Annotated in this window: 26 protein-coding genes; 9 read left to right on the forward strand and 17 right to left on the reverse strand. The window is 60.3% G+C overall.

The window, feature by feature from the left end:
- Window positions 1-21: 21 nt before the first annotated feature.
- Complete coding sequence (locus BSY240_RS03580; RefSeq protein ID WP_069041439.1) at window positions 22-978, forward strand: patatin-like phospholipase family protein; 957 nt, start codon at window positions 22-24, stop codon at window positions 976-978.
- 48 nt (window positions 979-1,026) lie between these two features.
- On the opposite strand, the gene BSY240_RS03585 is transcribed toward BSY240_RS03580, so the two are convergent.
- Both BSY240_RS03585 and BSY240_RS03590 read right to left on the reverse strand, forming a co-directional pair.
- Window positions 1,027-1,461: a CBS domain-containing protein gene (locus BSY240_RS03585; protein ID WP_054148036.1), complete on the reverse strand. Its 435-nt coding sequence runs from the start codon at window positions 1,459-1,461 to the stop codon at window positions 1,027-1,029.
- A 102-nt stretch (window positions 1,462-1,563) separates the two neighbouring features.
- Complete coding sequence (locus BSY240_RS03590; protein WP_082347555.1) at window positions 1,564-2,340, reverse strand: rhomboid family intramembrane serine protease; 777 nt, start codon at window positions 2,338-2,340, stop codon at window positions 1,564-1,566.
- 313 nt (window positions 2,341-2,653) lie between these two features.
- Here BSY240_RS03590 and BSY240_RS03595 point away from each other — a divergent pair, with 313 nt between their 5' ends.
- The 6 genes from BSY240_RS03595 (at window position 2,654) to BSY240_RS03620 (ending at window position 7,780) form a co-directional block, all read left to right on the forward strand.
- Entirely contained in the window at window positions 2,654-3,265 is a 612-nt protein-coding gene (locus tag BSY240_RS03595) for a PilZ domain-containing protein (protein WP_054148035.1), read from the forward strand.
- A gap of 484 nt (window positions 3,266-3,749) precedes the next feature.
- Window positions 3,750-4,358, forward strand: a complete 609-nt coding sequence (locus BSY240_RS03600; RefSeq protein WP_054148034.1) for a transglutaminase-like cysteine peptidase — start codon at window positions 3,750-3,752, stop codon at window positions 4,356-4,358.
- Between the two features lie 206 nt (window positions 4,359-4,564).
- Window positions 4,565-5,359, forward strand: a complete 795-nt coding sequence (locus BSY240_RS03605; RefSeq protein ID WP_069041440.1) for a hypothetical protein — start codon at window positions 4,565-4,567, stop codon at window positions 5,357-5,359.
- A gap of 98 nt (window positions 5,360-5,457) precedes the next feature.
- Window positions 5,458-6,915, forward strand: a complete 1,458-nt coding sequence (locus BSY240_RS03610) for a D-alanyl-D-alanine carboxypeptidase (RefSeq protein WP_054148132.1) — start codon at window positions 5,458-5,460, stop codon at window positions 6,913-6,915.
- A 48-nt stretch (window positions 6,916-6,963) separates the two neighbouring features.
- Window positions 6,964-7,236 (forward strand): hypothetical protein, encoded by a 273-nt coding sequence (locus BSY240_RS03615; RefSeq protein ID WP_054148032.1) that lies wholly within the window; start codon window positions 6,964-6,966, stop codon window positions 7,234-7,236.
- A 16-nt stretch (window positions 7,237-7,252) separates the two neighbouring features.
- The gene (locus BSY240_RS03620) at window positions 7,253-7,780 is read left to right on the forward strand and encodes a gamma carbonic anhydrase family protein (RefSeq protein ID WP_069041441.1); all 528 of its coding nucleotides are present in this window, start codon (window positions 7,253-7,255) and stop codon (window positions 7,778-7,780) included.
- Between the two features lie 6 nt (window positions 7,781-7,786).
- Here the strand turns inward: BSY240_RS03620 and BSY240_RS03625 are convergent, their stop codons facing one another.
- From BSY240_RS03625 to znuC, 3 genes are read right to left on the reverse strand one after another with little or no spacing between them, the layout of a single operon-like run.
- Complete coding sequence (locus BSY240_RS03625) at window positions 7,787-8,194, reverse strand: Fur family transcriptional regulator (protein ID WP_054148030.1); 408 nt, start codon at window positions 8,192-8,194, stop codon at window positions 7,787-7,789.
- 1 nt (window position 8,195) lies between these two features.
- Window positions 8,196-9,011 (reverse strand): zinc ABC transporter permease subunit ZnuB, encoded by an 816-nt coding sequence (gene znuB / locus BSY240_RS03630; RefSeq protein WP_054148029.1) that lies wholly within the window; start codon window positions 9,009-9,011, stop codon window positions 8,196-8,198.
- Window positions 9,004-9,927: a zinc ABC transporter ATP-binding protein ZnuC gene (gene znuC / locus BSY240_RS03635; protein WP_069041442.1), complete on the reverse strand. Its 924-nt coding sequence runs from the start codon at window positions 9,925-9,927 to the stop codon at window positions 9,004-9,006. Before znuC ends, znuB begins: the two co-directional genes overlap by 8 nt.
- Before the next feature lie 121 nt (window positions 9,928-10,048).
- Here znuC and BSY240_RS03640 point away from each other — a divergent pair, with 121 nt between their 5' ends.
- The gene (locus BSY240_RS03640; protein ID WP_069043817.1) at window positions 10,049-11,095 is read left to right on the forward strand and encodes a metal ABC transporter solute-binding protein, Zn/Mn family; all 1,047 of its coding nucleotides are present in this window, start codon (window positions 10,049-10,051) and stop codon (window positions 11,093-11,095) included.
- A gap of 92 nt (window positions 11,096-11,187) precedes the next feature.
- On the forward strand, window positions 11,188-12,378 hold the full coding sequence (locus tag BSY240_RS03645; RefSeq protein WP_069041443.1) for a GTP-binding protein: 1,191 nt from the start codon (window positions 11,188-11,190) through the stop codon (window positions 12,376-12,378).
- A 1-nt stretch (window position 12,379) separates the two neighbouring features.
- Here BSY240_RS03645 and lpxB read toward each other — a convergent pair whose 3' ends face one another.
- From lpxB to tsf, 12 genes are all read right to left on the reverse strand, one after another.
- Window positions 12,380-13,555: a lipid-A-disaccharide synthase gene (gene lpxB, locus BSY240_RS03650; RefSeq protein WP_069041444.1), complete on the reverse strand. Its 1,176-nt coding sequence runs from the start codon at window positions 13,553-13,555 to the stop codon at window positions 12,380-12,382.
- Window positions 13,556-13,560: 5 nt separating this feature from the next.
- Window positions 13,561-14,442, reverse strand: a complete 882-nt coding sequence (locus BSY240_RS03655; protein WP_054148025.1) for an LpxI family protein — start codon at window positions 14,440-14,442, stop codon at window positions 13,561-13,563.
- Between the two features lie 3 nt (window positions 14,443-14,445).
- A complete protein-coding gene (gene lpxA, locus BSY240_RS03660) occupies window positions 14,446-15,261 on the reverse strand; it encodes an acyl-ACP--UDP-N-acetylglucosamine O-acyltransferase (RefSeq protein WP_069041445.1) in 816 nt (271 codons plus the stop codon).
- On the reverse strand, window positions 15,258-15,725 hold the full coding sequence (fabZ, locus tag BSY240_RS03665) for a 3-hydroxyacyl-ACP dehydratase FabZ (RefSeq protein ID WP_006728455.1): 468 nt from the start codon (window positions 15,723-15,725) through the stop codon (window positions 15,258-15,260). The genes lpxA and fabZ overlap by 4 nt, the downstream gene beginning before the upstream one ends.
- Window positions 15,718-16,782 (reverse strand): UDP-3-O-(3-hydroxymyristoyl)glucosamine N-acyltransferase, encoded by a 1,065-nt coding sequence (gene lpxD, locus BSY240_RS03670; RefSeq protein WP_069041446.1) that lies wholly within the window; start codon window positions 16,780-16,782, stop codon window positions 15,718-15,720. Before lpxD ends, fabZ begins: the two co-directional genes overlap by 8 nt.
- Before the next feature lie 50 nt (window positions 16,783-16,832).
- On the reverse strand, window positions 16,833-19,187 hold the full coding sequence (bamA, locus tag BSY240_RS03675) for an outer membrane protein assembly factor BamA (RefSeq protein WP_069041447.1): 2,355 nt from the start codon (window positions 19,185-19,187) through the stop codon (window positions 16,833-16,835).
- 193 nt (window positions 19,188-19,380) lie between these two features.
- Window positions 19,381-20,514 carry an RIP metalloprotease RseP gene (gene rseP, locus BSY240_RS03680; RefSeq protein ID WP_069041448.1) on the reverse strand — a complete coding sequence of 378 codons (1,134 nt, stop codon included), beginning with the start codon at window positions 20,512-20,514 and terminating at the stop codon, window positions 19,381-19,383.
- A 65-nt stretch (window positions 20,515-20,579) separates the two neighbouring features.
- The gene (locus BSY240_RS03685; RefSeq protein ID WP_069041449.1) at window positions 20,580-21,413 is read right to left on the reverse strand and encodes a phosphatidate cytidylyltransferase; all 834 of its coding nucleotides are present in this window, start codon (window positions 21,411-21,413) and stop codon (window positions 20,580-20,582) included.
- Window positions 21,414-21,421: 8 nt separating this feature from the next.
- On the reverse strand, window positions 21,422-22,165 hold the full coding sequence (locus BSY240_RS03690; protein WP_054148020.1) for an isoprenyl transferase: 744 nt from the start codon (window positions 22,163-22,165) through the stop codon (window positions 21,422-21,424).
- 50 nt (window positions 22,166-22,215) lie between these two features.
- Window positions 22,216-22,776, reverse strand: coding sequence for a ribosome recycling factor (frr, locus tag BSY240_RS03695; protein ID WP_069043818.1), 561 nt, complete (start codon window positions 22,774-22,776; stop codon window positions 22,216-22,218).
- 59 nt (window positions 22,777-22,835) lie between these two features.
- Window positions 22,836-23,558: a UMP kinase gene (gene pyrH / locus BSY240_RS03700; protein WP_054148019.1), complete on the reverse strand. Its 723-nt coding sequence runs from the start codon at window positions 23,556-23,558 to the stop codon at window positions 22,836-22,838.
- A 95-nt stretch (window positions 23,559-23,653) separates the two neighbouring features.
- On the reverse strand, window positions 23,654-24,580 hold the full coding sequence (gene tsf / locus BSY240_RS03705) for a translation elongation factor Ts (protein ID WP_069041450.1): 927 nt from the start codon (window positions 24,578-24,580) through the stop codon (window positions 23,654-23,656).
- Window positions 24,581-24,601: the final 21 nt, after the last annotated feature.

Consider the following 24,601-nt stretch of genomic DNA (forward strand, 5'->3'; position numbering starts at 1 on the left):
TCAGCTTATGGGGTAGCGGAGATGCTGAACTGGAGCATGATTTCGAACGGCGGTGCGAATGTCTCGCAACCGTCCAAGGACGTCGGCACGCCGCCGGCTGGTCCGATCGTTCCCGAGGTACGCGCAAAGGCTAAAGTGGCGCTTGCCCTTGGCGGCGGTGCGGCTCGCGGCTGGGCGCATATCGGCGTCTTGAGAGCGCTCGACGAGGAAGGCATCGAAGTCGGCATGATCGCGGGCACCTCGATCGGCGCCCTGGTCGGCGGCTGTTACCTCGCTGGCAAACTCGACGAACTGGAAGCCTTCGCCCGGTCGCTGACCATGCGCCGGATTGCCTCGCTGCTCGACCTGACCATCGGAGGCGGCGGGCTTCTCGGCGGCATGCGCCTGACCAAGCGAATGCAGGAGCATCTCGAGGGCCTGAATGTCGAGGATTTGCCGAAGCCCTTCGTTGCGGTCGCATCGGAGCTCAACAGCGGCCACGAAGTCTGGATCGACGGCGGCAGCCTGATCACGGCGCTTCGGGCATCTTACGCCCTGCCCGGCATTTTCGAACCCATTCATTGCAACAATCGAACGCTGATCGACGGCGCGCTTGTCAATCCGGTGCCGGTGTCCGTCTGCAGGGCTTATGAGCAGCCGCTGGTGATGGCGGTCAATCTGCATTACGACGTGTTCGGACGGTCCGCTGTCGTCAAGCACAAGGCTTCAACGCCGGACAAGGCGAGCGCAGAAACAGCCAGGGCACCAAACAAGGTCGGCCTGACCGGCGTGATGGTGCAGGCCTTCAACATCATTCAGGACCGCATTTCCCGGGCGCGCCTCGCCGGAGACCCGCCGGACCTCGCCCTGCATCCGCGTCTGAACGACATCGGCCTTTCCGAGTTTCATCGGGCCGGCGAGGCGATCGATCGCGGCTATGAGGAAGCGAAGGCCCGCGTGACGGAAATCCGCCGCATGCAGGAAGCAGTTCTCCGCTAGGCGCAGTGTCTGCCGCACCTTCTGACGGGCCTTCGCACAATCTGAGAATCAGCCGGCGATATAGGCCTTGATGTGTTCGGCTTCCTGCTCGATCTCGCGGATGCGCGACTTCACCACGTCACCGATCGAAATGATACCTGAAAGCTTGCCGTTATCCTCGACGGGCACGTGGCGGAAACGCCGGCTGGACATCATCTCCATCAATTCGTTGACGCCGGTCTCTTCACGGCAACGATAGACATTTGCGGTCATGAAGGCCGAGACCGGCTGGTCGAAGGCATCTTTACCGCCTGTCCCGATCGCACGAACCACGTCACGTTCGGTGAAGATGCCGACGATGCGGCTTTCCATGCCGACGACGACGACGGCACCGATCTTGTGTTCTTCCAGCACCCGGGCCGCCTCGCCCAAGCTGATGCTCGGGCTGATGGTGATGACATCGCGGCCCTTCTGTTCGAGTATGCTTCTGGCTGATGCAGGCATGAGTTCCTCCTCGCATAGAACACTCGCGCGGCGGCCCAATCCTCCTTGGACCGCCAGGACGAAGGGTGCCCTTTATTCAAGGAGAATGCAATAAGTCCGGCATCACGCCCTTGTGTGACGGCCCGTGTAGGGATCGAAGGCTGCAAATCCGAAGAAGCCGAGCAGGAAGCCGCCGATATGTGCATCCCAAGCAATCGACGCGGAACCACCCCCGAGCATCGGAACGCCAAAGGCGATGGCAATATTGCCAAGAAACCAGACGATGATGAAGACGCGGACGGTACGGTCAGCCAGGGCCTGCCCCACCGACAGCAAGGGAGGCTGCCATCCGGACAATCGAGCCAGGCTGCGCTGCCGTTCGCCGAAAGCGAATCGGCAGGCGGCACCCATCAGAGCAGAAATCACCCCGGACGCGCCGACCATCAAGGATGGCTCTCCCCAGTTGACGAATGCATGCAATGCGGCGGCAGCCACTGATGACACCACCCAGAACAGGAGAAATCTGACCTCACCGATGCGGCGACAAACGGGTGTCCCGAATGCGGCAAGCCAAAGACTGTTGAAGGCGAGATGCTCGAAGCTGCCGTGCAGCAACGAATAACTCACCGGCGTCCAAAGCCACGCCAGCGACTGTTCATCGAGCGGATAGAGATAGCGGATTGGCGAAAAACCGAATTCGACGGCGACCCACTGATTGAGTGCCGGCGACAGCAGGAATTGCTGGATCGCATAGATGCCGCAGATCAGGGCAAGCGCCACAAGGATGCCGGTCGGCAGGTTGAAGATGGGCGGGTTCTCTTCGGATCGCGCGCCGATCTCGGGCACAAGGCCGTCGTTATCCCGGCGCTCCTCGCCTCGAGATCCTGTCTCATCCTGCATCTGCAATTCCTTCTGTTGCGAAACCATCAGGTAATGCAGGCCGCGGATAAAAAAAAGGCCGCCCGGAAACCGAGTGGCCTTGCTGGCGCTAGGCGGATCGTCGCGCCGACTGGAGTTGGTGCCGAAGGAAGCCCTTCGCGTTTGGTAGAACCCTCATGCCATGAGCAAGCGAGGGCCACAACCGAAAGCCTTCCTTAACCTTAATCCTGCGGCGATATCGTTCCGTCTGGAAAAAGCGCACCCAAAAGCAAACACTATATTAACGGCTCGCCCCCTAATGTCGAGCCATAGAGAAACAGACAGAATCTCCGAGATGTACTCAACGCAGGCAAGCCATACGAACACGATCGCTTCGCCGGGACAGCAACGCGCCTTTCAGCGCGTCGCCGTCAGCCTGCAGGGTCGTCTCATGCTTGCCAGCTATGAGGAGTATGTCTGCAAGGTTATCGACATGTCGCCAGGCGACGTGCGCTTCGCGTGTGCCGGCATGCCGCGTCCGGGCGAACGTGTGATCGCATATATCGATCATCTCGGGCGCATCGAAGGCACCGTGATCAAGTTGACCGATGACGGTTTCGTCATCTCCATCAACGCCACCGTTCGAAAGCGTGAAAAGCTTGCGGCCCAGCTGACCTGGATCGCCAATAAACATGAGCTTGGACTGCCGGAAGACCGTCGTCACGATCGTTTGACGCCGCGCCAGACGAGAACAGAACTCACGCTCGAAGACGGCAAGACCTATCCGTGCCGCCTCATGGACCTGTCCCTTTCGGGTGCGGCCGTCGATATCGACATTCGTCCGCCGATCGGCTCGGCCGTTCGCCTCGGCAACATGCGCGGACGGGTGGTTCGCCATTTCATGGAAGGCGTCGCCGTCGAGTTCCTGACACTGCAGTCCAAGGAAGCACTCACGGAATTCCTCTGAGGGGCTAAGAATTCCTCCCCCGACAAGGCGCCTGCGGACCCCGCAAGGCGCCTTTTTCTATCGCGAGACGAAAATCGTCTCAGACCGGCACAGTTTTTTTTCAAAAAATTCAGGCTCGAAAATGGCCTTGAGACGGCGCTCAAGGTGGATGATCGAACCAAGTTTCGACATCCGGAACCGTCAGCAACGCCACACTCGTCGGCCCAGAATCCAGGATCGCAACCTCCGACCTGAAATGACACCCCCCAATTAGCTCACTGTATTTTCTAGCTTTTTTACCTTCGCAACGGCCCAAGCCACATCAAAAGGTAGAATACCGATCAAATTTTCATCAAACTTGTCATGAATTCTATTCAAATATAATTCGAATAACTCTCAATATAGATTCTCTTTTTCATAGATTTAAGCTTATATCTTACCACTAATATTCGCGGGCCATCAAAATATCTCTGTCATTGCTATCTCCATTACCGGGAGACAACCAATGACAACAAAGAAAAATCTGGGTATTGGAACTCTGGCCGCCGCCATCGCTGGCGCACTGGCCTTTCAAGTGTCGGCCATGCCGGCCAACATGCAGGTCGTTGGCAAAGCCAATCCGCCGATCGGGCATTACGAATTCTGTCAGACCTATCAGGGCGAATGCTCGGGCAGCCAGACGGATAGCGGACCGATGATGCTGACAGAGCAGCTCTGGAAAACCATCCTTGACGTCAATTACACCGTCAACAGCTCGGTCACGCCGCTAACCGATCTCGAGATCTATGGTGTCGAAGAACGCTGGACCTACCCCCGCAGCGTCGGCGACTGCGAAGACTTTGCACTCCTCAAGCGCAAGATGCTGGTTGATCGCGGCCTCGACCCCGCCGACCTTCTGATGACCGTGGTCCTGCAGCCGAATGGCGAAGGTCATGCCGTACTGACCGTCCGGACCGACCACGGCGACTTCATTCTCGACAACATGCGCAACAAGGTGCTGCTGTGGTCTGAGACCGAATACACCTATCTGAAGCGCCAGTCTTCGAGCCATCCAGCCCGCTGGGTCAAGCTCCAGGATGGTCGCGCGAGCTTCGTCGGCAGCGTTTCGCAATAATCACGTTGCCGCCGCCTTCTGGCCCGGTCTGTCCCCGCCTACCCGTCCCCCGACCGGAGCCAATGAGCCGGTCCCGTCCAACCGGGACCGGCTCTCTTTTTGCCCCATCGCCGACACCCGACCTTAACCAGAATTTAACCACGTTCACCGAAGTCTGATCTCGCGGGCGCATTCCAAGAAGGCCGCACCGAGAGGATCAGGGCGAGATGCGAGGCGACGATAACGGTCTGCAGGCGGATGAAGAGCGTTCACCGCTCATTTCGACGCGCTTTCTGGTCATCGCGACAATCACCATCTTGGCCTTGGCGGCAGCCTCGATTGCCATCAGCTGGTTTGGCAGTGCTTACGGTGCGCGGCTCTCGCTCGCAGGCCACAGCGAAAGCACCGAGATCGTCGACATCACGATTGGCCGAGATCGGCTCGCCTTTCCCGCAAACGCCATCCGCTTCGAGCATCAGCGCCGCAGCGGCCTGGCCGAACGGATAGACCTGTATCTGCTCTGGCCCGAGATGACCGGCTATTCAGCCAAAGAACGACGCCGTTTCGACGACCTTGCGCTATCACAGCCTCTTGTCTTCCTGCAGATCTCGCAAAGCACGATGTCGAGAGACATGTCCGGACGCGTCGAGCCGATCTACAGGAGCCTCCTCGAGCCACAGACCAGCGAGGGGCCCGCCGGACTGCAGAGCCACGTCTTCAGGGCGGGAACGGGTTACGAGGGAGAAAGCTTGCTGACAGCCACGGCTCCCGACGGAACCGCCTATGCGATCCGCTGCCTCCTTCCTTCAGTCGCCGAGAAAGCCACCAGCAGCGATTGCCAGCGCGACATCCATGTTGGAGAGGATCTTACGGTTCTCTATCGATTCTCAAGCCGAATGCTCGACGATTGGCAATCAATAGACGCGGCGGTTCGGGCCTATGTTGCGGGGCGTTCGGGCCCCGCAACCGCAACCACGACGCTTAAAAATCAATCCAAAGCGTCAACCGACCGTTCATCATAAACCTCTTGGTAAGGCTAATTCCGTAGGGTCCACGGGAGATGGTCGCGATTGGGGGAAGAGCGTCCGGTCGTCAATGGTGAGATTCAAAGAGTATCGTGGTGCATAAAGTTTTCGGAAGCTCCAACTTCGCAGCCGCAGTGCGTCGGCTTTTCCTCGCGGCGTTTGCGGTCTTCGTGGCGACGGTCGCTGCCGTCAGCACTGCACAGGCAAATCCTAAATATGCCGGCATCGTCATCGACGCCAAGACGGGCAAGGTTCTCTATAGCGAGAATGCCGACAGCCTGCGCTATCCGGCTTCGCTGACCAAGATGATGACTCTCTATATGGTCTTTGAGGCGCTGGAGGCTGGCCGTGTTTCGCTGAACAGCAAAGTTCCGTTCTCTGCCAATGCCGCCAAGGAGCCGCCGTCAAAGCTCGGCGTTGGCACCGGCCGCAGCGTCACCGTCGAGCAGGCGATTCTCTCGCTCGTTACGCGTTCAGCCAATGACGTTGCGACCGCCCTTGCGGAGTATCTCGGTGGTTCCGAGCAGCGTTTCGCCCAGATGATGACCGCCAAGGCCCGGAGCCTCGGCATGACGAAGACAACCTACCGCAACGCCCATGGCCTGCCGAACACGGCTCAGATGACCACTGCTCGCGATCAGGCCCGGCTCAGCGTCGCGCTGCGCCAGCACTTTCCGCAGTATTACGGCTACTTCTCCACCCGCAGCTTCAAGTTCGGCAAGCAGACGATCGGAAACCACAACCGACTGCTGGGCCAGGTCCGCGGCGTCGACGGCATCAAAACCGGTTTCACCCGGGCTGCCGGCTACAATCTCGCGACTTCGGCTGAACTCGGTGGTCGCTCCATCGTCGCAGTTGTGCTGGGTGCAACATCCGGTGCACGGCGCAATGCGCAGATGACCAGCCTGGTTCAGCGTTATCTGCCGGCCGCCACAAGCACCCGTGGCGGCAGCAACCTGATCGCCAAGAACAACACCTCGGTTGCGCCTTCAGGGTCCGCTGCTCGGGCGGCCGGTGGCCTGCCGCAACTGCCGCAGACCGGCCCCATGCCTGACGTACGCTACACCGGTGTTGCCCAGGCCTATGCTGCGGCGCCGGCCGGCAATGCGGCAAGTGCTGCTCTGAACACCATGCCTGCCGCACCGTCGGCGTCGGCGCCCCCCGTCCCTGTACCGCAGCCTGCCCCGGCCTATCTGCCCAATGAGGGTGCGGCAGCTGCACCGGCAACCGCGGCGCAGTCGGTCGCAACGGCTGCCACCACGCCCCCCGACGTCGACGCCATGACGACCGCATCGACTGCTCCGTCCGGCGGTTGGGTCGTGCAGATCGGCACGTCGCCGGATCAGGAACTGGCCATGGATCTCCTGCGTGACGCGCAGGCGAAAGGCGGAAAGGTATTGCGTTCCGCCACCCCCTTCACAGTCGCTTACGGCGACGGCTCGAAGCAGATCTTCCGGGCACGCTTTGGTGGCTTTGACGAACAGAAGGATGCAGTCAACGCCTGCAAGGCGCTCAAGAAGAAGGGAATCGGTTGCTGGGCCGCCGCCCAGTAAGACGATCGCCCAAAACCCTCGATTTGTATTGTTTACGAGGATCATGAAATGGCATCGAAAGACTTCCACTACGGCTTGGTCGAGGATCAGGACAATGGCGGCCTCGCGTCCGCGAGCAGCGTCCTGCATCCTCTCCACGAGGCTGCTTATCGTCTGGCCGATCTCGGCTTGCGCGAAAAGCGCTCAAAGACCAAGGATCTGATCGGTTTGCTGCTCAGCCACGGCGCGCGCGCCTGGCGCTATTCGCAGCCGGAGGCCAACATCCATCTGCATGTCTCGGCACAGTCCGGCCGGTTCCCCGTCATTCTAAGGCTGCGTTGACGGAAAGGCGCCTGAGATGCCGCTCTATCGCCTCGGGGACAAGGCTCCCGTCCTTCCCGCAGCTGACCGGTTCTGGCTGGCACCCGATGCCCAGGTGATCGGTGACGTGCGTCTGGGAGAGGATGTCGGCATCTGGTTCGGGGCGGTTCTTCGTGGCGACAATGATCCTATCGTGATCGGTGCAGGCACCAATATCCAGGATGGTGTCATGGTGCATACCGACCCCGGCAAGGGTGTCACGATTGGCGAAGGCTGCACCATTGGCCACCACGCCATCATTCACGGCTGCACCATCGGCAACAATTCGCTTGTCGGCATGGGAGCAACTGTCCTCAATGGAGCGCGCATCGGCGATAACTGCCTCGTTGGCGCGAACGCCCTGATTACCGAGTGCAAGAGCTTCCCGGACAATTCACTGATTGTCGGCTCCCCAGCACGGGCGATCAGAGAGCTTGACGCCGCTGCTATTGCGGGACTTCGGCTGTCAGCCGAAAACTACGTGCGCAACTGGCGCCGCTTTGCACGGGATCTGCATCCGCTCTGACAAAGCCTAAGCCGCGATCTCCGTGCACTCAGCACAAAACCCTCTGATTTCAATCGTCGTCTTTTCAGGCTTGAAGCTGCGCCCACGGGTGATCGTTTCCAGGCGGTGATCGATCTCGTGGTCGTGGAATTCCGTCACATGACCGCACTTGTTGCAGATCATGAAGGCGACGGTGCCATGGCCCGTGCAGCCCTCATGCGGATGGGCGCAGGCGACAAAGGCGTTCAGGCTTTCGAGGCGATGGACCATGCCGAACTCGACCAGCTTGTCGAGCGCGCGATAGACCTGCAGGGGCGCGCGAAAGCCGTGTTCGCGCAACTTGTCGAGCAAGGTATAGGCCGAAAGCGGCCCGTCGGACTGCATGAGCGCATCGAAGACGAGCGACTGATTGCGGGTGAGATCGGTCTTGGTCATGTCATGCCCTCGTGCTGAGGTCGCGAGCCTTGCTGCCAGGACGCGGCAGAAGGCTGACGAGGAAGAGAAGAAGTGCTGCAACGACGATCGACGGTCCCGACGGCGTGTCGTAGGTCAGTGAGCCGAAGAGCCCCATGACAACAGCAATGGCACCGATCAGCGAAGCGAGGACCGCCATGATTTCCGGTGTCGAGGCGAAGCGCCGTGCGGCGGCGGCCGGAATGATCAGCAGGGATGTAATCAGCAGAATGCCGACGATCTTCATGGCAATCGCAATGACGAGCGCCATCAGCAACATGAAGATCAGGCGGGCACGTTCGGGCTGCATGCCCTCGGCCTCGGCCAATTCTGCATTAACGGTGCCGGCAAGCAGCGGCCGCCAAAGCCAGGCAATGACGCAGACGACAAACAGGCCGCCGATCCAGACGATGGCGACATCGGTCGGCGTGACCGCGAGAATGTCACCGAACAGGAAGGCGATGAGGTCGAAGCGCACCCAGGTCATGAAGGCCACCATCACGAGGCCGATGGCAAGCGTTGCATGACTTAGGATGCCGAGCAGGGCATCGGCCGACAGTCCCTGACGCTTCTGCAGGACGATCAGGATCAGCGACACCATCGAGGCAACGACGAAGACGCTGACCATCAAATTGAGCGAGAAGAACAGCGAGAGAGCCACGCCGAGCAGAGCGGAGTGGGCCATGGTGTCGCCGAAATAGGCCATGCGCCGCCAGATCACGAAGCAGCCGAGTGGACCCGTCGTCAGGGCGAGGCCGATGCCAGCGAGGATGGCGCGCACGAAGAAATCATCAAGCATTGCCGTGCTCCCGGTCCTTCACCGCCGCCAAGGCAGGCGGCCCATCGTGATGATCATGGCAGTCATGATGGTGATCATGACCGTGATGATCGTGATCGTGGCCATGGTGGTCGTGATGGCCATCATCCGGGTGGCAATGATCAGTGACGCTGCCATCGGCATGCAGCACGCGCCCGTCCGGCAGATGGGTATGGTCATGGTCGTGGCTGTAGACGGCGAGCGTCCGGGCAGCCTTGGCACCGAAGAGCTGCATATATTCCGGGCTCTGGCTGACGGCCGCCGGCGTCCCGCGACAGCAGACATGGCCGTTGAGACAGATCACCGTATCGGTTTCAGCCATGACGACATGCAGGTCATGCGAGATCAGCAGGATACCACAGCCCGTCGAATTGCGGATCGAAGTAATCAGGTCATAAAGAGCGATCTCGCCGGAGAAATCGACACCTTGGACGGGCTCGTCGAGAACAAGGATATCGGGCTTGCGGGCCATGGCACGCGCCAGCAGAGCACGCTGGAATTCGCCGCCAGAGAGGTGTTGCACCTCGGCACCCGCGAGGTGGGCGATGCCCACAGCCTCGAGAGCCGCCTCCACCTCCGTATTCGACAAAGGGGAGGTCAGCGTCATCAAACGGCGAACCGTGAGCGGCATGGTCCAGTCAACGTTCAGGCGCTGCGGCACGTATCCGACGCGGAGACCCGCTTTGCACTCCACCCTGCCCTCGTCTGCCTTGATCACGCCGATCGCCATCTTGGCGCTCGTCGACTTACCCGATCCATTCGGGCCGATCAGGGTCACGATCTCGCCGGGACGGACGGAAAAGTCGACCCCGCGGACCAGCCAGCGTCCGTTTCGGTAGACACCGGCGCCGGTGAGGGACACCAGCGGTGCGGCCTCCCGTGATTTCATCGCATTCATGGAGATCTCAAGATTTTGATGTTGCCTCTCCCTATGCCACACGTTATAGCATAACGCAACTTGGGTAATATTATTACATAACCATCCTCAGGAGCTGTGCATGACCCGCTATCGCCTCGGACTGGCTGCCTCGACGGCGTTTCTCTTTCTGTCTCCGACGCTCGCCTCGGCAGCGCCGGATGTCGTCGTCTCGATCAAGCCTGTGCATTCGCTTGTTGCCTCGATCATGAAGGGTGTCGGTGAACCGTCTCTGATCGTGGAGGGTGCGGCTTCGCCGCATACCTACTCGCTTAAACCTTCCAATGCGCGGGCACTTGAGAACGCTGACTTGGTCTTCTGGGTTGGCCCCGGACTTGAGGCCTTCCTTGAAAAGCCGCTTGAGGCGCTGCCAAAGAATGCCAAGGTCGTCGAACTGGAAGATGCGCCCGGCCTCACCAAGCTTCCGTTCCGTGAAGGCGGGGCATTCGAGGGCCATGACCATGACGCGAATGAGGAAGAAGGCCATGCCCACGGGCATGATGACCATGGCCATGAGGAAACCGCCGCCGAGGCCGGCCATGATCATGACCACGGTCACGGGCATGATCACGGACACGAACAGGAAGCCGCCGAGGCTGGTCACGAACACGAGCACGACGACCACGCGCATGGCGGCATGGACATGCATCTCTGGCTCGATCCGACAAACGCCAAAGCCATGGCCACCGAGATCACCAAGAGCCTTATTGAAGTCGACCCATCGAACAAGTCGAACTACGAGGCCAATCTGACGGCCGTCAATTCCGAGATCAACGCTCTCGATACAGAGATCGCCGCGCAGCTGAAGCCGGTACTCGAGAAGCCGTTCATCGTATTCCACGACGCCTATCAGTATTTTGAGAAGCACTACGGTGTGCGCGTTGCCGGTTCGGTGACTGTGAGCCCGGAGACCATGCCGGGTGCAGAACGCCTGTCCACCATCCACGCCAAGATCGAGGAGCTCGGAGCGGCCTGCGTCTTCGCCGAGCCGCAGTTTGAACCCAAGCTGATCGGCGTCGTGACGGAGGGAACCGAAGCCAAGTCCGGCGTTCTCGATCCCGAAGGTGGTGCGCTGGAAGCGGGGCCTGCCCTGTATGGCCAGCTGATGCGCAATCTGGCGACGTCGATCAGCACCTGCTTGTCTCAGTAATCCCATCCCTCCCCCGGGCGACAAAGGCGGGACTTCGGTTCCGCCTTTTTCAGATCACCATTTGTTATGTTATTACATTAACTAGGAGCCTCATGAAAAAGCTACCTGTAACCGTTCTCTCCGGGTTTCTCGGCGCCGGAAAAACGACGCTGCTCAATCACGTACTCGCAAACCGCGATGGCTTGCGCGTAGCCGTCATCGTCAACGACATGAGCGAGGTCAACATCGACTCGGCACTCGTGCGCGGCGGTGATGCATCCCTGTCACGCACGCAGGAACAACTGGTCGAAATGAGCAATGGCTGCATCTGTTGCACGCTGCGTGATGACCTGTTGAACGAAGTTCGCGGCCTCGCCGAGCAGGGTCGCTTCGACTATCTGCTGATCGAGGCGACGGGCATTGCAGAGCCCTTGCCGATCGCCACCACCTTCGATTTCCGCGATGAGGAAGGCCGCAGTCTCTCGGATATCGCGCAGCTCGACACAATGGTGACCGTCGTCGATGCCGCCAATCTGATCGGAGACTATTCCTCCAGCGACTTCCTTGCCGATCGTGGCGAGACGGCTGGTGAAAACGACAACCGGACGCTGGTCGATCTGCTTGTCGAGCAGATCGAATTCGCCGATGTCATCATCCTCAACAAGGTCGGCACAGCGACCCCGGATCAGCTCGACGCGGCACGCAAGATCATTGCAGGTCTCAATGCCGATGCGCGGGTGATCGAAACCGATTTCGCCGAGGTGGCGGCAAAGGACATCCTCGGAACCGGGCTGTTTGATCTCGCCAAGGCGGAGACGCATCCGCTGTGGTTCCAGGAACTGCATGGCTTTCGCGATCATGTTCCGGAAACCGATGAGTACGGCATCCGCTCTTTTGTCTACCGGGCACGAGCGCCATTCGATCCGACACGCTTCCGGGCCTTTCTCGATCGTCCCTGGCCGGGCGTCATTCGTGCCAAGGGCTTCTTCTGGCTTGCCACCCGACCGCATCATGTCGGCGAGATGAGCCAGGCAGGACCACTCGTCCGCACGACGAAAATGGGGCTCTGGTGGGCATCTGTGCCGAAATCACGCTGGCCGGACGATCCTGGCTTCCTCGACGCGATGGCGCCCTATCTGGATAAGGAATGGGGCGACCGACGACAGGAACTCGTCTTCATCGGCGCCGATCCAATGGATCAGCGCAGGATCGAAGCCGAGCTCGATGCGTGCCTGGTGGCGGAAAAGAGCTTCACGCCTTCTGCCTGGGAAAGCCTTGCCGATCCCTTTGTGCGATGGGCTTGAGTCAGAGCCTGCCGCGCTTTTGAAGCACAGACAGAACCACGGCCGCGCCGGCTTGACCGGCCGGCCTTTCCGTCTGCAGCCTTTGCCAGACGTCGTCATAGCCCGCGAGCATCGAGGCGCGCTGCGGCGTGTGCGTCGCCAGCCGCTCGGCCCAGCGGACGAGGCTTGCAGGGCGCAAGACATCGTTGAAGTATTCCGGAATGACCGCGTAGTCGGCGATCAGGTTCGGCAACGCACCGGTCCAGATCTTGATGCGGTGACTAAGCATTCTGATGATCCAGTCGCCCTTGTAGGTCGAGACCACGGGCACATGCGCAAGTGCCAGTTCCAGGATCACGGTCCCTGAGGCGGCGATCGCGGCATCCGCTTCTTCGAAGGCGCGCCACTTCGCTTCGTCTCCGAGCAAGATCTCGGGTCTCAATGTCCAACTCTGAGTGATCTCCCGGACACGTGCTTCCTGACGTGGCACAGTGGGGAGCACGAAGCGTGTATCGCCATTGCGAGCGACGAATTCCTGCATGGCTTCACCAAATACCGGCAGAAGCTGCGTGATTTCGCCACCGCGCGAACCGGGCAGGAGAAGGATGGTCCGCTTGTCGCCCGCAGCTCTCACTTCCCTCACCTTGCGTGCTTCCCGTATCCTCAGAATGTCGGCATTGCTTGCGAGCCGATGACCGACAAAATGGGTCTCCGGACCGCCGAGACGCTGCATCACCGCTGGCTCGAAGGGCAGAACGGCGAGAACAGCATCGACATAGGCGAGCATCGCCTTGGCGCGATATTCCTTCCACGCCCAGACGCTGGGGCAGACATAGTTCACGACCGGCAGATCCGGCAGCTTCTGCCGAACCTTCCTGGCCACGCGATGGGTGAAATCGGGACTGTCGACGATCAGGAGCAAGTCCGGCTTGGCCGCAACAATCGCATCGGCTGTCCAGGAGATCAGCTTGATCAGCCGGGGCAGCTTCGACAGCACCTGGGTAATGCCCATGATCGAGAGTTCGGAGAAGTCGAAGAGCGACTTCAATCCTTGAGCCTCAAGCGCCTCACCACCGACGCCGACGAGTTCGACCGGCCCTGAATGCAACGTCTTCAGATACGCAACCAGATCTGCACCCAGGAGATCGCCGGAGACCTCACCGGCGATGACGGCAATCTTCAAAGGTTTGTCCGACATATTGCCTACTCCTTGCGCGAACGATCCAGACCGACGACGAACAGACCGGCAGCATCTGCCGCCGCAATCATAGCCTCACGCTCGACAACCAGCGCGCGGCCGGCTTCAACCGCTATGCCGGCAAGCCCTGCGGCCTTGGCATTCTCGACGGTCGAGACGCCGATGGTCGGCAGATCGGCCCGCAGATCCTGCTGCGGCTTGCAGAGTTTGACCAGAACGCCCTTGCGGCGCCTGGAAATTCGCCCCTCTGCGCGCAGACCCTGGACACGTGAAAGCATTGCGTCGGTGCCCTCGACACCCTCCAGCGCCACGATGCGGCCGCCGACGGCAACAGCACCCTGCCCTACATCCAGCCGGCCCAGGGCTTCGGCGGCCTCTGCCGCCTTTTCAATGTCACGCTCGTCATCAGCATCGGGAGATACGGCACCAAGCGGTCCGACCGTCGCCAGCAATCCCGGCAGGATCTCGTGGGCGCCCAGCACTTCGCAGCCCTGTGCTTCGATCAGCGAGATGACCATGCGCAGCACAGCATCGTCGCCGCCGGCCAACAGCGTTTTCAACGCCCTCGGCAGCTTCAGCAATGATTTCAGATTGACCCGGATTTCGCCGAAAGCCGGTCGGCGCTTGACCGCACCCGACATGACGACCCGGCGAATGTCGTGCTGGCGAAAAAGAGCCGACAGGCCGGCCATGTCGCCGACGCCGATGACGGCGTTTTCAAAGCCCTGCCAGATATCATCGGCCTCGTTCTTCAGCCTGAGAACGAAAGGATCTTCGCCGGCTGCCCGTGCTGCTTCGGCAAGAAAAAGCGGTAGCTTTCCACTGCCGGCAATAATGGCCAGGCGACCGGTCCGTGGCAGGCCGTCCGGTTGAGCGGCCGCCGTCATCACTCAGTTCTTGCCGCGATTGGGCGAGGACAGTGCCCGATCGCTTTCGGCGGCGATGAAGTCGAGGATTTCGATCACCGGAGCGCAATCCAGATACTCGTCGCGAATGGCGGCCGCATTGGTACGGGCCGATCCTTCGCTTTCGAAGATCTGTTTGAAGGCGCGACGAACCTGGTGGATCACCGAGCGCTCGATACCGGCGCGGGTCATGCCGACCACATTCAGGCCGCCGAGAATGCCGGGATTGCCGTTCAGCATGCCATAGGGAATGACATCGTAGGCAACGGCGGACAAACCACCGATGAATGCCTGACGGCCGATACGAGTGAACTGGTGCACGGCGCAGCCACCGCTGAGAATGGCTTTGTCACCGACGTGAACATGGCCGGCCAGCATGACGTTGTTCGACAGGATGATGTCATTGCCGAGAATGCAGTCATGGGCGACATGCGAATTGGCCAAGAACAGGCAGTTGTCGCCGACGCGGGTGATACCGCCACCGCCGACCGTGCCGCAGTTCATTGTCACACCTTCACGCATGGTGCAGTTTTCACCGACGACCAGCGTGGAATCTTCGCCCGCCTCGTGCAGACTTTGCGAGACACCGCCGATCACGGCCATCGGGTGGATCTTGGTGCCGGCGCCGATTTCGGTCAGACCGGTGACAACAGCGTTCGAAACGAGCTCGACGCCGTCTTTCAGCGTCACGCGCGACCCCACCCGGCAAAACGGACCGATCCGGACATTCTCGCCGATCACCGCGCCGTCTTCGACCACGGCCATCGGATGGATGACGGCGCTTGCGGCAATCTGGCTCATTTCTGATCCTTGCGCATGATCATGGCACCAATGTCGGCCTCGGCGACCAGAGCTCCGTCAACCTTGGCGTCGCAATGGAATTTCCAGATATTGCCGCGCTGCTTCTGCTTGACGACATGGAATTCAACGCGATCGCCAGGAACGACCGGCTTGCGGAAACGCGCGTTATCGATCGTCATGAAATAGACGAGATTTCCGCCCTCGCCCTGAAGCCGAGCACAGATGGCGCCGGCGGTCTGGGCCATGCCTTCGATCAGAAGGACGCCCGGCATGATCGGGCTTTCCGGGAAATGTCCGGTGAAATGCGGTTCGTTCGCCGTGACATTCTTGATGCCAATGGCGGAATTGTCGCCGTCAATCTCGATGATCTTGTCCACCAGCAGGAAGGGATAGCGGTGGGGCAGAAGCTTCATGATCTCGAGGATATCAGCGGAACCCAATTCGCTCTTCGCGAGTTCAGTCATTGCTGGTTCCTTTTTCCTTGGCGCGGCTGTCGTAGCGGCTGAGCGTATCGGCCACCTCGCGCAGATAATCCTTCAACGGGCGGGCTGGAACGCCGCCGTATTTCTCACCGGGCGGCACCTCGGCCAGAACGCCGCTCATGGCGGCAATCTGAGCACCATCGCCGATCTTGATATGGCCGTTGATGCCGGCAGCACCGCCAATCATCACGCCATCACCGATCACCGTACTTCCGGCAATGCCGACCTGGCTGACGATGCCGCAGTGGCGGCCGATACGAACGTTATGGCCGATCTGAACGAGGTTATCGATCTTCGTTCCCTCACCGATCACGGTGTCGTCCATCGTGCCGCGATCGATCGTGGTGTTGGCGCCGATCTCGACATGGTCCTGGATGATCACGCGACCGATCTGGACGATCTTCAGCATGCCGCGAGGACCCGGTGCGTAACCGAAACCGTCCTGTCCGATGCGGGCACCGTTATGAATGATGACATTGTTGCCGACGAGAGCGACCTGGATTGTCGCACCACCTGCAATCACGCAGTCGCGACCGATCCGAACACCCGGACCGATCACCGCACCCGGGCCGATCCGCGTACCACTGCCGATTTCGACATCAGCGCCGATCACGGCCATGGCCTCGACTTCGACACCATCTTCGAGCTTCGCTGTCGGATCGACATAGGCTGCCGGTGAGATCCGAGCCGGCTCCGTCGTCATCCTGATGGGCTTTAAGGCCGTCGGATGCAGGATTGCGCCTGCAAGAGCGAAAGCGGTCTGAGCGCTCTTGGCGAGAAGAACGGGAATATGGGGTGGAATAAGGGAGAGAAGCGGCTTTTCGCAGAAGATTGCAGCCGCCTGGCAGGTCACCAGTTCTTCCTTGTTGCGGCGGGAAAGGATGTAGCAGACATCCCCTTCCTTCGCTCTTGAGACCGGCGATACGGACCTTACGATCCGTCCGCCCTGGCTCTCGTCCTGCAATTCCGCCCCCGTCTGGGCTGCAAGCGCAGCCAGGGTCACCCCGGCATGGGGCGGAAAGAAATGATTATGGTCCATCAGCAAACGCTCCAGAACGTCAACCTGTCAGCAGTTCTGGACAGCCAGTCTTAGAACTGGTTCGCCATGCTGAAACGGAATTCCTGGGTATCGTCGAAGTCTTCCTTGGCGACCGGAACCGCATAGTCGACACGAAGCGCACCGAACGGCGAGTTCCAGATCACGCCTGCACCAACCGACGCACGGAGCGACATGTCGGTACCGACGACGCCCGGCTGGTTGCGCAGATCGCTGCCGTAGAGCGTACCGGCATCTGCGAAGACCGCACCACGGAAACCGAGGTCCTGGGGCACGAGCGGAAGCGGGAACGTCGCTTCAGCCGAGGCGGTGAAGTAGGTCGTGCCGCCGATCGAGTCGCCATTGATGCGCGGGCCGATACCGCTGTTGTCGAAGCCCCGGATTTCCTTGCCGCCGATCTTGAACTGATCGAAGACGTTCAGGTTGTCACCGAGGGCAACGACATGGCCGGCCGAACCAGCGAGCGATCCGACGATGTCGAACTCGTCGGACAGCGTGTAGAAGGCGCGAGCGCGGACAAAAGCCTTGTAGTATTCGGAGTCACCACCGAGACCGGCATATTCATGCGTAAAGCTCGCATAGATGCCTTCGTGCGGGTTCTGACGGTCGTCAACGGTGTTGTAGACGATCGAGTGACCGAGGATCGACTGCTTCCACGTGCTGCCCGTGATCGCATCGATGTAGGGGGCTGCCACACGATTATCAGTGCCGGTAGCAAGGCCGTCCGGCCCAAATGCACCGTCATTGATATAGTCGAGTTCCTTGTAGGTGTAGCGCAGCGTCGTCGCCAGATCTTCGGTGATCGGCGCAGTGACGCGAACGGTACCGCCCTGCTCTTCGTAATCATAGTAGGAGTTCGCGCTGGTCGAGCTCTTGAACACGTCAAAGCCGGCAGCCAGACGATAACCGAGGAAGTAAGGCTCGGTGAAGGAGAAGTTGTAGGTCTGCGTCTCGTCGAAGCCACCACCGGCGGCAACGCGGATGAACTGACCACGGCCGAGGAAGTTCTTTTCTTCAACCGAGGCTTCGAGAACCAGGCCACCGTCACCGACGGAGTAGCCTGCACCGATACCGAACGAACCGGTCGGCTGATCCTGCACGTCAACAATCACGACAACGCGGTCCTGCGAGCTGCCAGCCTGGGTCGTGATGTTGACCGAAGAGAAGAAGCCAAGGGCTTCCAGGCGACGCTTGGCGCGCGAGATGGTCTCCTGGTTGAAGGCGTCGCCTTCGGAGATATCGAATTCGCGGCGGATGACGTAGTCACGAGTACGAGTGTTGCCACGCACTTCGATGCGCTCGACGTAAGCGCGCTCACCCTGGTCGACCAGATAGGTCACGCCGATGGTGTTTGTTTCAAAGTTGCGGTCACCGCGCGGAACGACGCGAGCGAAGGGGTAGCCGGCCGACGACACGCGGCGGGAGATGGCTTCCATCGACTTCTGGATCTCACGGGCGCTGTAGGTCTGACCCTCGCGGGTCTCGAGAAGACCCTCAAGCTCCGCACCGTCGATGCCATCAACGGTCGATTCGACCGATACGGCGCCGAAGCGGTAGCGCTGACCTTCGTCAACAGTGATATTGATCGTGTATTCGTTACCGGTCTCGTTGAGGACGGCTTCAGACGAGATCACGCGGAAGTCGGCGTAACCGTGGTTGTAGTAGAACTGGCGCAGCGCTTCTTCGTCCGCGCGCAGCTTGTCCTCGTTGTAGACGTCCTTGCGGGTCAGGAAGGACAGGATGCCCGATTCCTTGGTCTGCAGGACGGCGGCCAGACGGCCGTCGGAATAGGCGTTGTTGCCAACGAAGTTGATCGAGCTGATCTTGGTGCGCTCACCTTCGTTGATGACGAAGGCGAGGTTTACGCGACCTTCGGCAACCGGAACGACCTGCGTCGTCACCTCGACATCGGAACGACCGATGGCGGAATAGGCTTCGCGGATGCGCTGGATGTCGGCGCTGATCAGGCTGTCGCTGTAAGGACCCTGGCCCTGCGTCTGAACGATGCCCTGGAGCTTGTCGTCCTTGATCTTGCGGTTGCCGTTGAAGACCACCTGATTGATCAGCTGGTTTTCAGCAACCGTCACCACCAGCGTCCCGCCGGAAACGGAGATCTGGACATCGGAGAAGAAACCGGTCGCGTAGAGGCGCTTGACCGATTCATCGATGTCGGCATTGGAGAAAGTCCGACCCGGCTGGATCGAAAGGTTGGAGCGCACAGCCTCAGGCCCAACACGCTGAGCTCCGCGTACGTCGATACGCTGAACCACTGCGGCTTCGGCAGCAATTGCCGATGCAAGAACGGCAATACCTGCGCCCGAAGACACGACACCAGCAGACAGCGCGACCGCCGATACTGCGTTCAAAAACTTTGAACCAGCCTTCATGTGTATACTTTACCTTCTTCCATTGCCCCGTAGTCGGCACCCGACTCCGGCCCGTGTGTGGTTTTAACGGGTTTTACCCTACAAGCAAGTGCGTGCGTTAATTTCTGTTTACTTCATTTCAACGCGTGGCCCAATCGCCACTATCAATTTGAAACAGCGTAAACAAATCCTTTCGCGACCTGCGTGCTCCCGCCTAGCCAATCAACCGGCTGATATCATTCCAAGTGGCGAAGACCATCAAAGACAAGATCATCGCCATACCGATCCGGAACGCGATTTCCTGTGCACCCTGCCCCATCGGCTTCCCCCGCACTGCCTCAATCGCGTAGAGAACGAGATGGCCGCCGTCAAGGACCGGAACTGGGAACAAGTTCAAAAGCCCCAGCGAAACGGAAAGAACCGCGGCCAGATTTAACAGAGCGATAACGCCGAGCGTCGCCATCTGACCAGAGGCCTGAACGACGCGAACCGGGCCGCCGAGCTGATCGGCATTCATGCGTCCGGCAATCATGTTGCCGATATAGTCGAAGGTCCCGGTGACGATGTGCCCGGTCTGGCGCACGCCTTCCCGGACGGCCTCAAGCGGGGACAGCTCCACGATCCGGAAATTGCCGGCCTGCTGGTCGGTGATGATACCGATCTGGCCGACTTCCATTTCATTGCCGAATCGATCGCTGGTGACGGCACGCTTGGGGGTCAGGGCGAAATCGATCTCCTGGCCCTCGCGCCTCACCGTCACTTCCACCGGGATCTCCGGGCGCATGGTGATATAGCGGACGACATCGTCGAAAGTCTCGATCATGCGGCCGTCAAGCGCGAGCAGGACGTCGCCGCGCTGGATGCCAGCCTCTTCCGCAGCACTGCCGGCCTTGATGTCGGCGACGACAGGATCCGATACGGGCTTGCCCATGGTGGCGAACATGCCGGCGAAAATGACAATGGCCAGCAGGAAGTTTGCAAGAGGGCCCGCGGCGACGGTGACGGCGCGCTTCCAGAGCTTGGCGCCGTTTAGGGTCTGGGCACGCTCTTCCTCGGTCAACTCTTCTGCAAGAGAGCCGTCCGGACGGCTCGCAGCATCCGCATCCCCGTAGAACCGCACGTAACCGCCCAAGGGAACCGCGGAAAGTTTCCAGCGTGTCCCGTGCTTGTCGGTATAGCCTACGAGCTCAGGACCGAACCCGACGGAAAACGCCAGAATGCGTATTCCCGACCAGCGCCCGGCCAGATAGTGACCCATCTCATGAATGAAGACGAGCAGTGACAGAATGAGAATGTAAGGCAGGATGTATCCGCCGAGAAAGCCGAAGACTGCGCTGATGTGATCCATCTGTCCGTTTCCTGCACTCGCTTCAGCGAGAATTTATACCCGTCACCTGAGGCCCACCATCCGCCTCAGAGACCGAAGAGGAAGGCGCCCATCGAGACGACGGTGCCGACACCGCCGGCAGAACTGCCGATCGCCAAGAAGAACGCGGCAAAACAGGCAAATACAAGGCCATCGACTCGGTCCATGACCCCACCATGCCCCGGTATGAGGCGGCTCGAATCCTTCACGCCGAACCGGCGCTTGATGAATGATTCGAAGAGATCACCAATCTGGCTCGCGACCGACAAGGCGAAGGCGACGACCGCAACCCAAAGCCCGACATCCTGGAAATGTGCCATCGCGATCAGAACGCCGCCGATGACGCCGGCCACCGTGCCCCCGATTGCCCCAGACCACGTCTTGCCGGGGGAGATCTTCGGCGCAAGCTTCGGTCCGCCGATCGCCCGTCCGACAAAATAGGCAAGGATGTCGGTCGACCATACGACGATGAAGACGAAAAGCATCGCAACGAAACCGAGCGAATCTTCGCCGCGGATAGCCGACAGCGAGATGGTGCTCAGCCCCGCGTAAAACAGTCCGCCCGGCTGCCACCAGTTCACACGGCGCAGAAAGGCCGGGATTGCCGCCGTGACCACCAGGCCTGCAAAGAGCGGCACGGTAAATTCCGCCTGCCCGAACAACATGTTGAGGCTGATCACCGCCATCGAGAACCAACCGAAGGCATTCGCCCGGATATTGCTTTCCGCGAGCCGCGTGATCGTCGACCATTCGTAATAGATCAACAGGCCAATGCCGGCAGCCACCAGCTTGAAGGACAGTCCGCCAAACCAGGTTGCCGCGAGAACCACCGCGATCATGACGATGGCGGAAACGATTCTGAGCTGAAGTTCTCGCGACATCGTAAGCGTCATGAGCCGACGGCCACGGCTTTGGCCGAGAGGCCGCCGAAGCGACGGTCGCGGGCAGCATATCGCTCGAGCACGGAATCAAACAGTGCCGGCGTGAAGTCCGGCCAGAAGTCCGGCACGAACATCAATTCGGCATAGGCCGCCTGCCACAGGAGGAAATTCGACAGACGTTCCTCTCCGCTGGTGCGGATCACCAGATCGGGATCGGGGATGCCCGCAGTATCCAGGCAGTCGTTGAGTTTGCCTGCGTCGATCTGCGACGGTTCAAGCCGGCCCGCCTGCACGTCGGCAGCCAGACGCGCGGCGGCGCGCGCAATTTCGTCACGTGACCCATAATTGAAGGCGATCACGAGCGTCATGCGGGTGTTATTGGTCGTGGTCTCTTCGGCTTCCACGAGCAGCGAACGGATATCGTCACGCAGGTTGACGCGATCGCCAATGATCCGGATACGGATGCCGGCCCGATGCAGATCGGCGAGATCGCGGCGAATGAATGCCTTGAGCAGACCGAACAGTTCGTTGATCTCAGCCTCTGGACGACGCCAGTTCTCCGAGGAGAATGCAAAAAGCGTCAGAAAACCAACACCTGCCTCTCCGGCAGCCTTCACGGTCTCGCGGACAGTCTCAACACCCTTGCGATGGCCAAACGTCCGGGGCAGCCCCCGGGCGTTTGCCCAGCGACCATTGCCATCCATGATGATCGCAACATGCTGCGGAACGATGCGATGTTGAACTGTCGACATTGGCGAGGATCCAGGCGGCGTTAAGAGTGCTCGAGCGAAACGACTCTGCCTTAAACCTGCATGATTTCCTTTTCCTTCTCCGCGAGCAAGCGGTCGACATCGACAATCGTCTCGTCGGTCATCTTCTGCACCCGCTCCGACTGGCTGCGGCTGTCATCCTGACCAATCGTGCCGTCCTTTTCGGCCTTCTTCAGGCCGTCCATACCGTCACGGCGGACGTGGCGGATAGCGACCTTGGCCTTTTCGGCGTAGTCGTGTGCCACCTTGACCAGCGACTTGCGGCGCTCTTCGTTGAGTTCAGGCAGCGGAATACGCAAGTTCTGGCCATCCACGATCGGATTGAGGCCGAGATTGGCTTCGCGGATCGCACGGTCCACAGCGCCGACCATGGACTTGTCCCAGATCGAAACACCGAGCATGCGCGGCTCCGGCACCGTCACGTTGGCGACCTGGTTCAGCGGCACGCGCGAACCATAGGCTTCGACTACGACCGGATCCAGTACGTTGGCGGAGGCCCGGCCGGTGCGCAGCGATGCGATATCGTTCTTGAACGCGTTGATCGCGCCGTCCATGCGGCGCTTGATGTCGTTGAGATCAACCCCTGCGGTCATCATGGTTCTCCCATTGCTCTGTCAGTCGGCGGCATCAGATCGCCGCCATTCATGTGAAATCAGTTGTCGGTAACGATCGTCATACGGCCAGCGCCGGACAGAATTTCGCCGAAACCACCCTTCTCGTGGATCGAGAAGACGATGATCGGAATATGGTTTTCGCGTGCGAGTGCAACGGCGGCGACGTCCATGACGGCAAGGCCCTTCTGCAGGACTTCATCATGGGTCAGGCTGTCGAAGCGGGTTGCGGCGGGGTCCTTCTTAGGGTCGGCCGAGTAGATGCCGTCGACCTGGGTGCCCTTGAATATGGCCTGTGCGCCAATTTCGGCTGCACGCAGGGCAGCGGCAGAATCGGTGGTGAAGAACGGGTTGCCGGTACCACCGGCGAAGATCACCACCCTGCCCTGAGCCAGATGATGCAGAGCTGCGCGCTGCGAGAAGCTTTCGCAGATCTCGGGCATGGCGATGGCCGAGAGAACCACGGTGTCGATGTCGAGCTTGCGAAGCGACGTGGCAAGCGCCAGCGCGTTGATGACGGTCGCCAGCATGCCCATGTGGTCACCGGTCACGCGGTCGCCACCCTTGGAGGCCACGGCCACGCCACGGAAGATGTTGCCACCACCGACAACGACGCCGACTTCCACGCCCATGCGGCGGGCTTCGGCGATGTCTCCGGCGATCCGGTCGGCCACTGCCACATCGATCCCGAATCCCTGGCTACCCATGAGGGCTTCGCCCGAAGCCTTGAGGAGGACGCGCTTGAACAATGGCTTGGCTGACATGAATGCTCCCGAGATCAATTCTGTGCCGGATACACGAAGGGCACCGCGTTGTCACGCGATGCCCGATGTTTTCCCTCGAAGAAGGGTAACTGAAATCAGCCCTTGGCGACGGCAGCGACTTCAGCGGCGAAGTCGCTCTCTTCCTTCTCGATGCCTTCACCGAGGAGAAGGCGGGCCATGCCGGTCACTTCGATCGGGGCGCCAGCATCCTTCTCGGCAGCCTTGATCGCGTCGCCGACGGTCACCTCAGGATTGATGACGAAGGCCTGCGAGAGAAGGGCGACTTCCTCGAAGAACTTGCGCATGCGGCCTTCAACCATCTTTTCGATGATGGCGTCCGGCTTGCCCGAAGCGCGGGACTGCTCGATGAAGACGTTGCGCTCGCGTTCGGCAACAGCGGCGTCGACTTCTTCCGAACGGATAGCGAGCGGGTTGGTCGCAGCGATGTGCATGGCGACCTGGCGGCCGATGGCAGCAAGCACGTCCTTGTTGCCGGTCGACTTGAGCGCGACGAGAACGCCGAGCTTGCCGAGGCCTTCAGAGGCGGCATTGTGGATATAGGTCGCGACAACACCGTCTTCGACCGAGAGCTTGACGGCGCGGCGCAGCGTCATGTTCTCGCCAATATGGGCGATTGCGTCCTTGATGGTGTCGGTGACGGTCTTGCCGCTGGCCGGATAGGTGGCAGCGCCGATCGCCTCGACGGAACCGTCGGTGCCGATGGCAACCGAAGCCACACCGCGGACGAGGTCCTGGAAGGCGTCGTTGCGGGCAACGAAGTCGGTTTCGGAGTTGACTTCAACAACGACGGCCGAGGTACCGGCGCCGTTGATGCCGATCAGGCCTTCAGCAGCCGTGCGGCCCGACTTTTTGTCGGCCTTGGCGATACCCTTGGCGCGCAGCCAGTCGATGGCGGCTTCGATGTCACCGTTGTTTTCGGTCAGAGCCTTCTTGCAATCCATCATGCCTGCGCCGGACTTTTCGCGCAGTTCTTTTACCAGTGCTGCAGTGATTTCAGCCATTGTGTGCCTCTTGTCTGTTCA

The sequence above is a fragment of the Agrobacterium sp. RAC06 genome (genome assembly GCF_001713475.1).
GTDB lineage: Bacteria > Pseudomonadota > Alphaproteobacteria > Rhizobiales > Rhizobiaceae > Allorhizobium.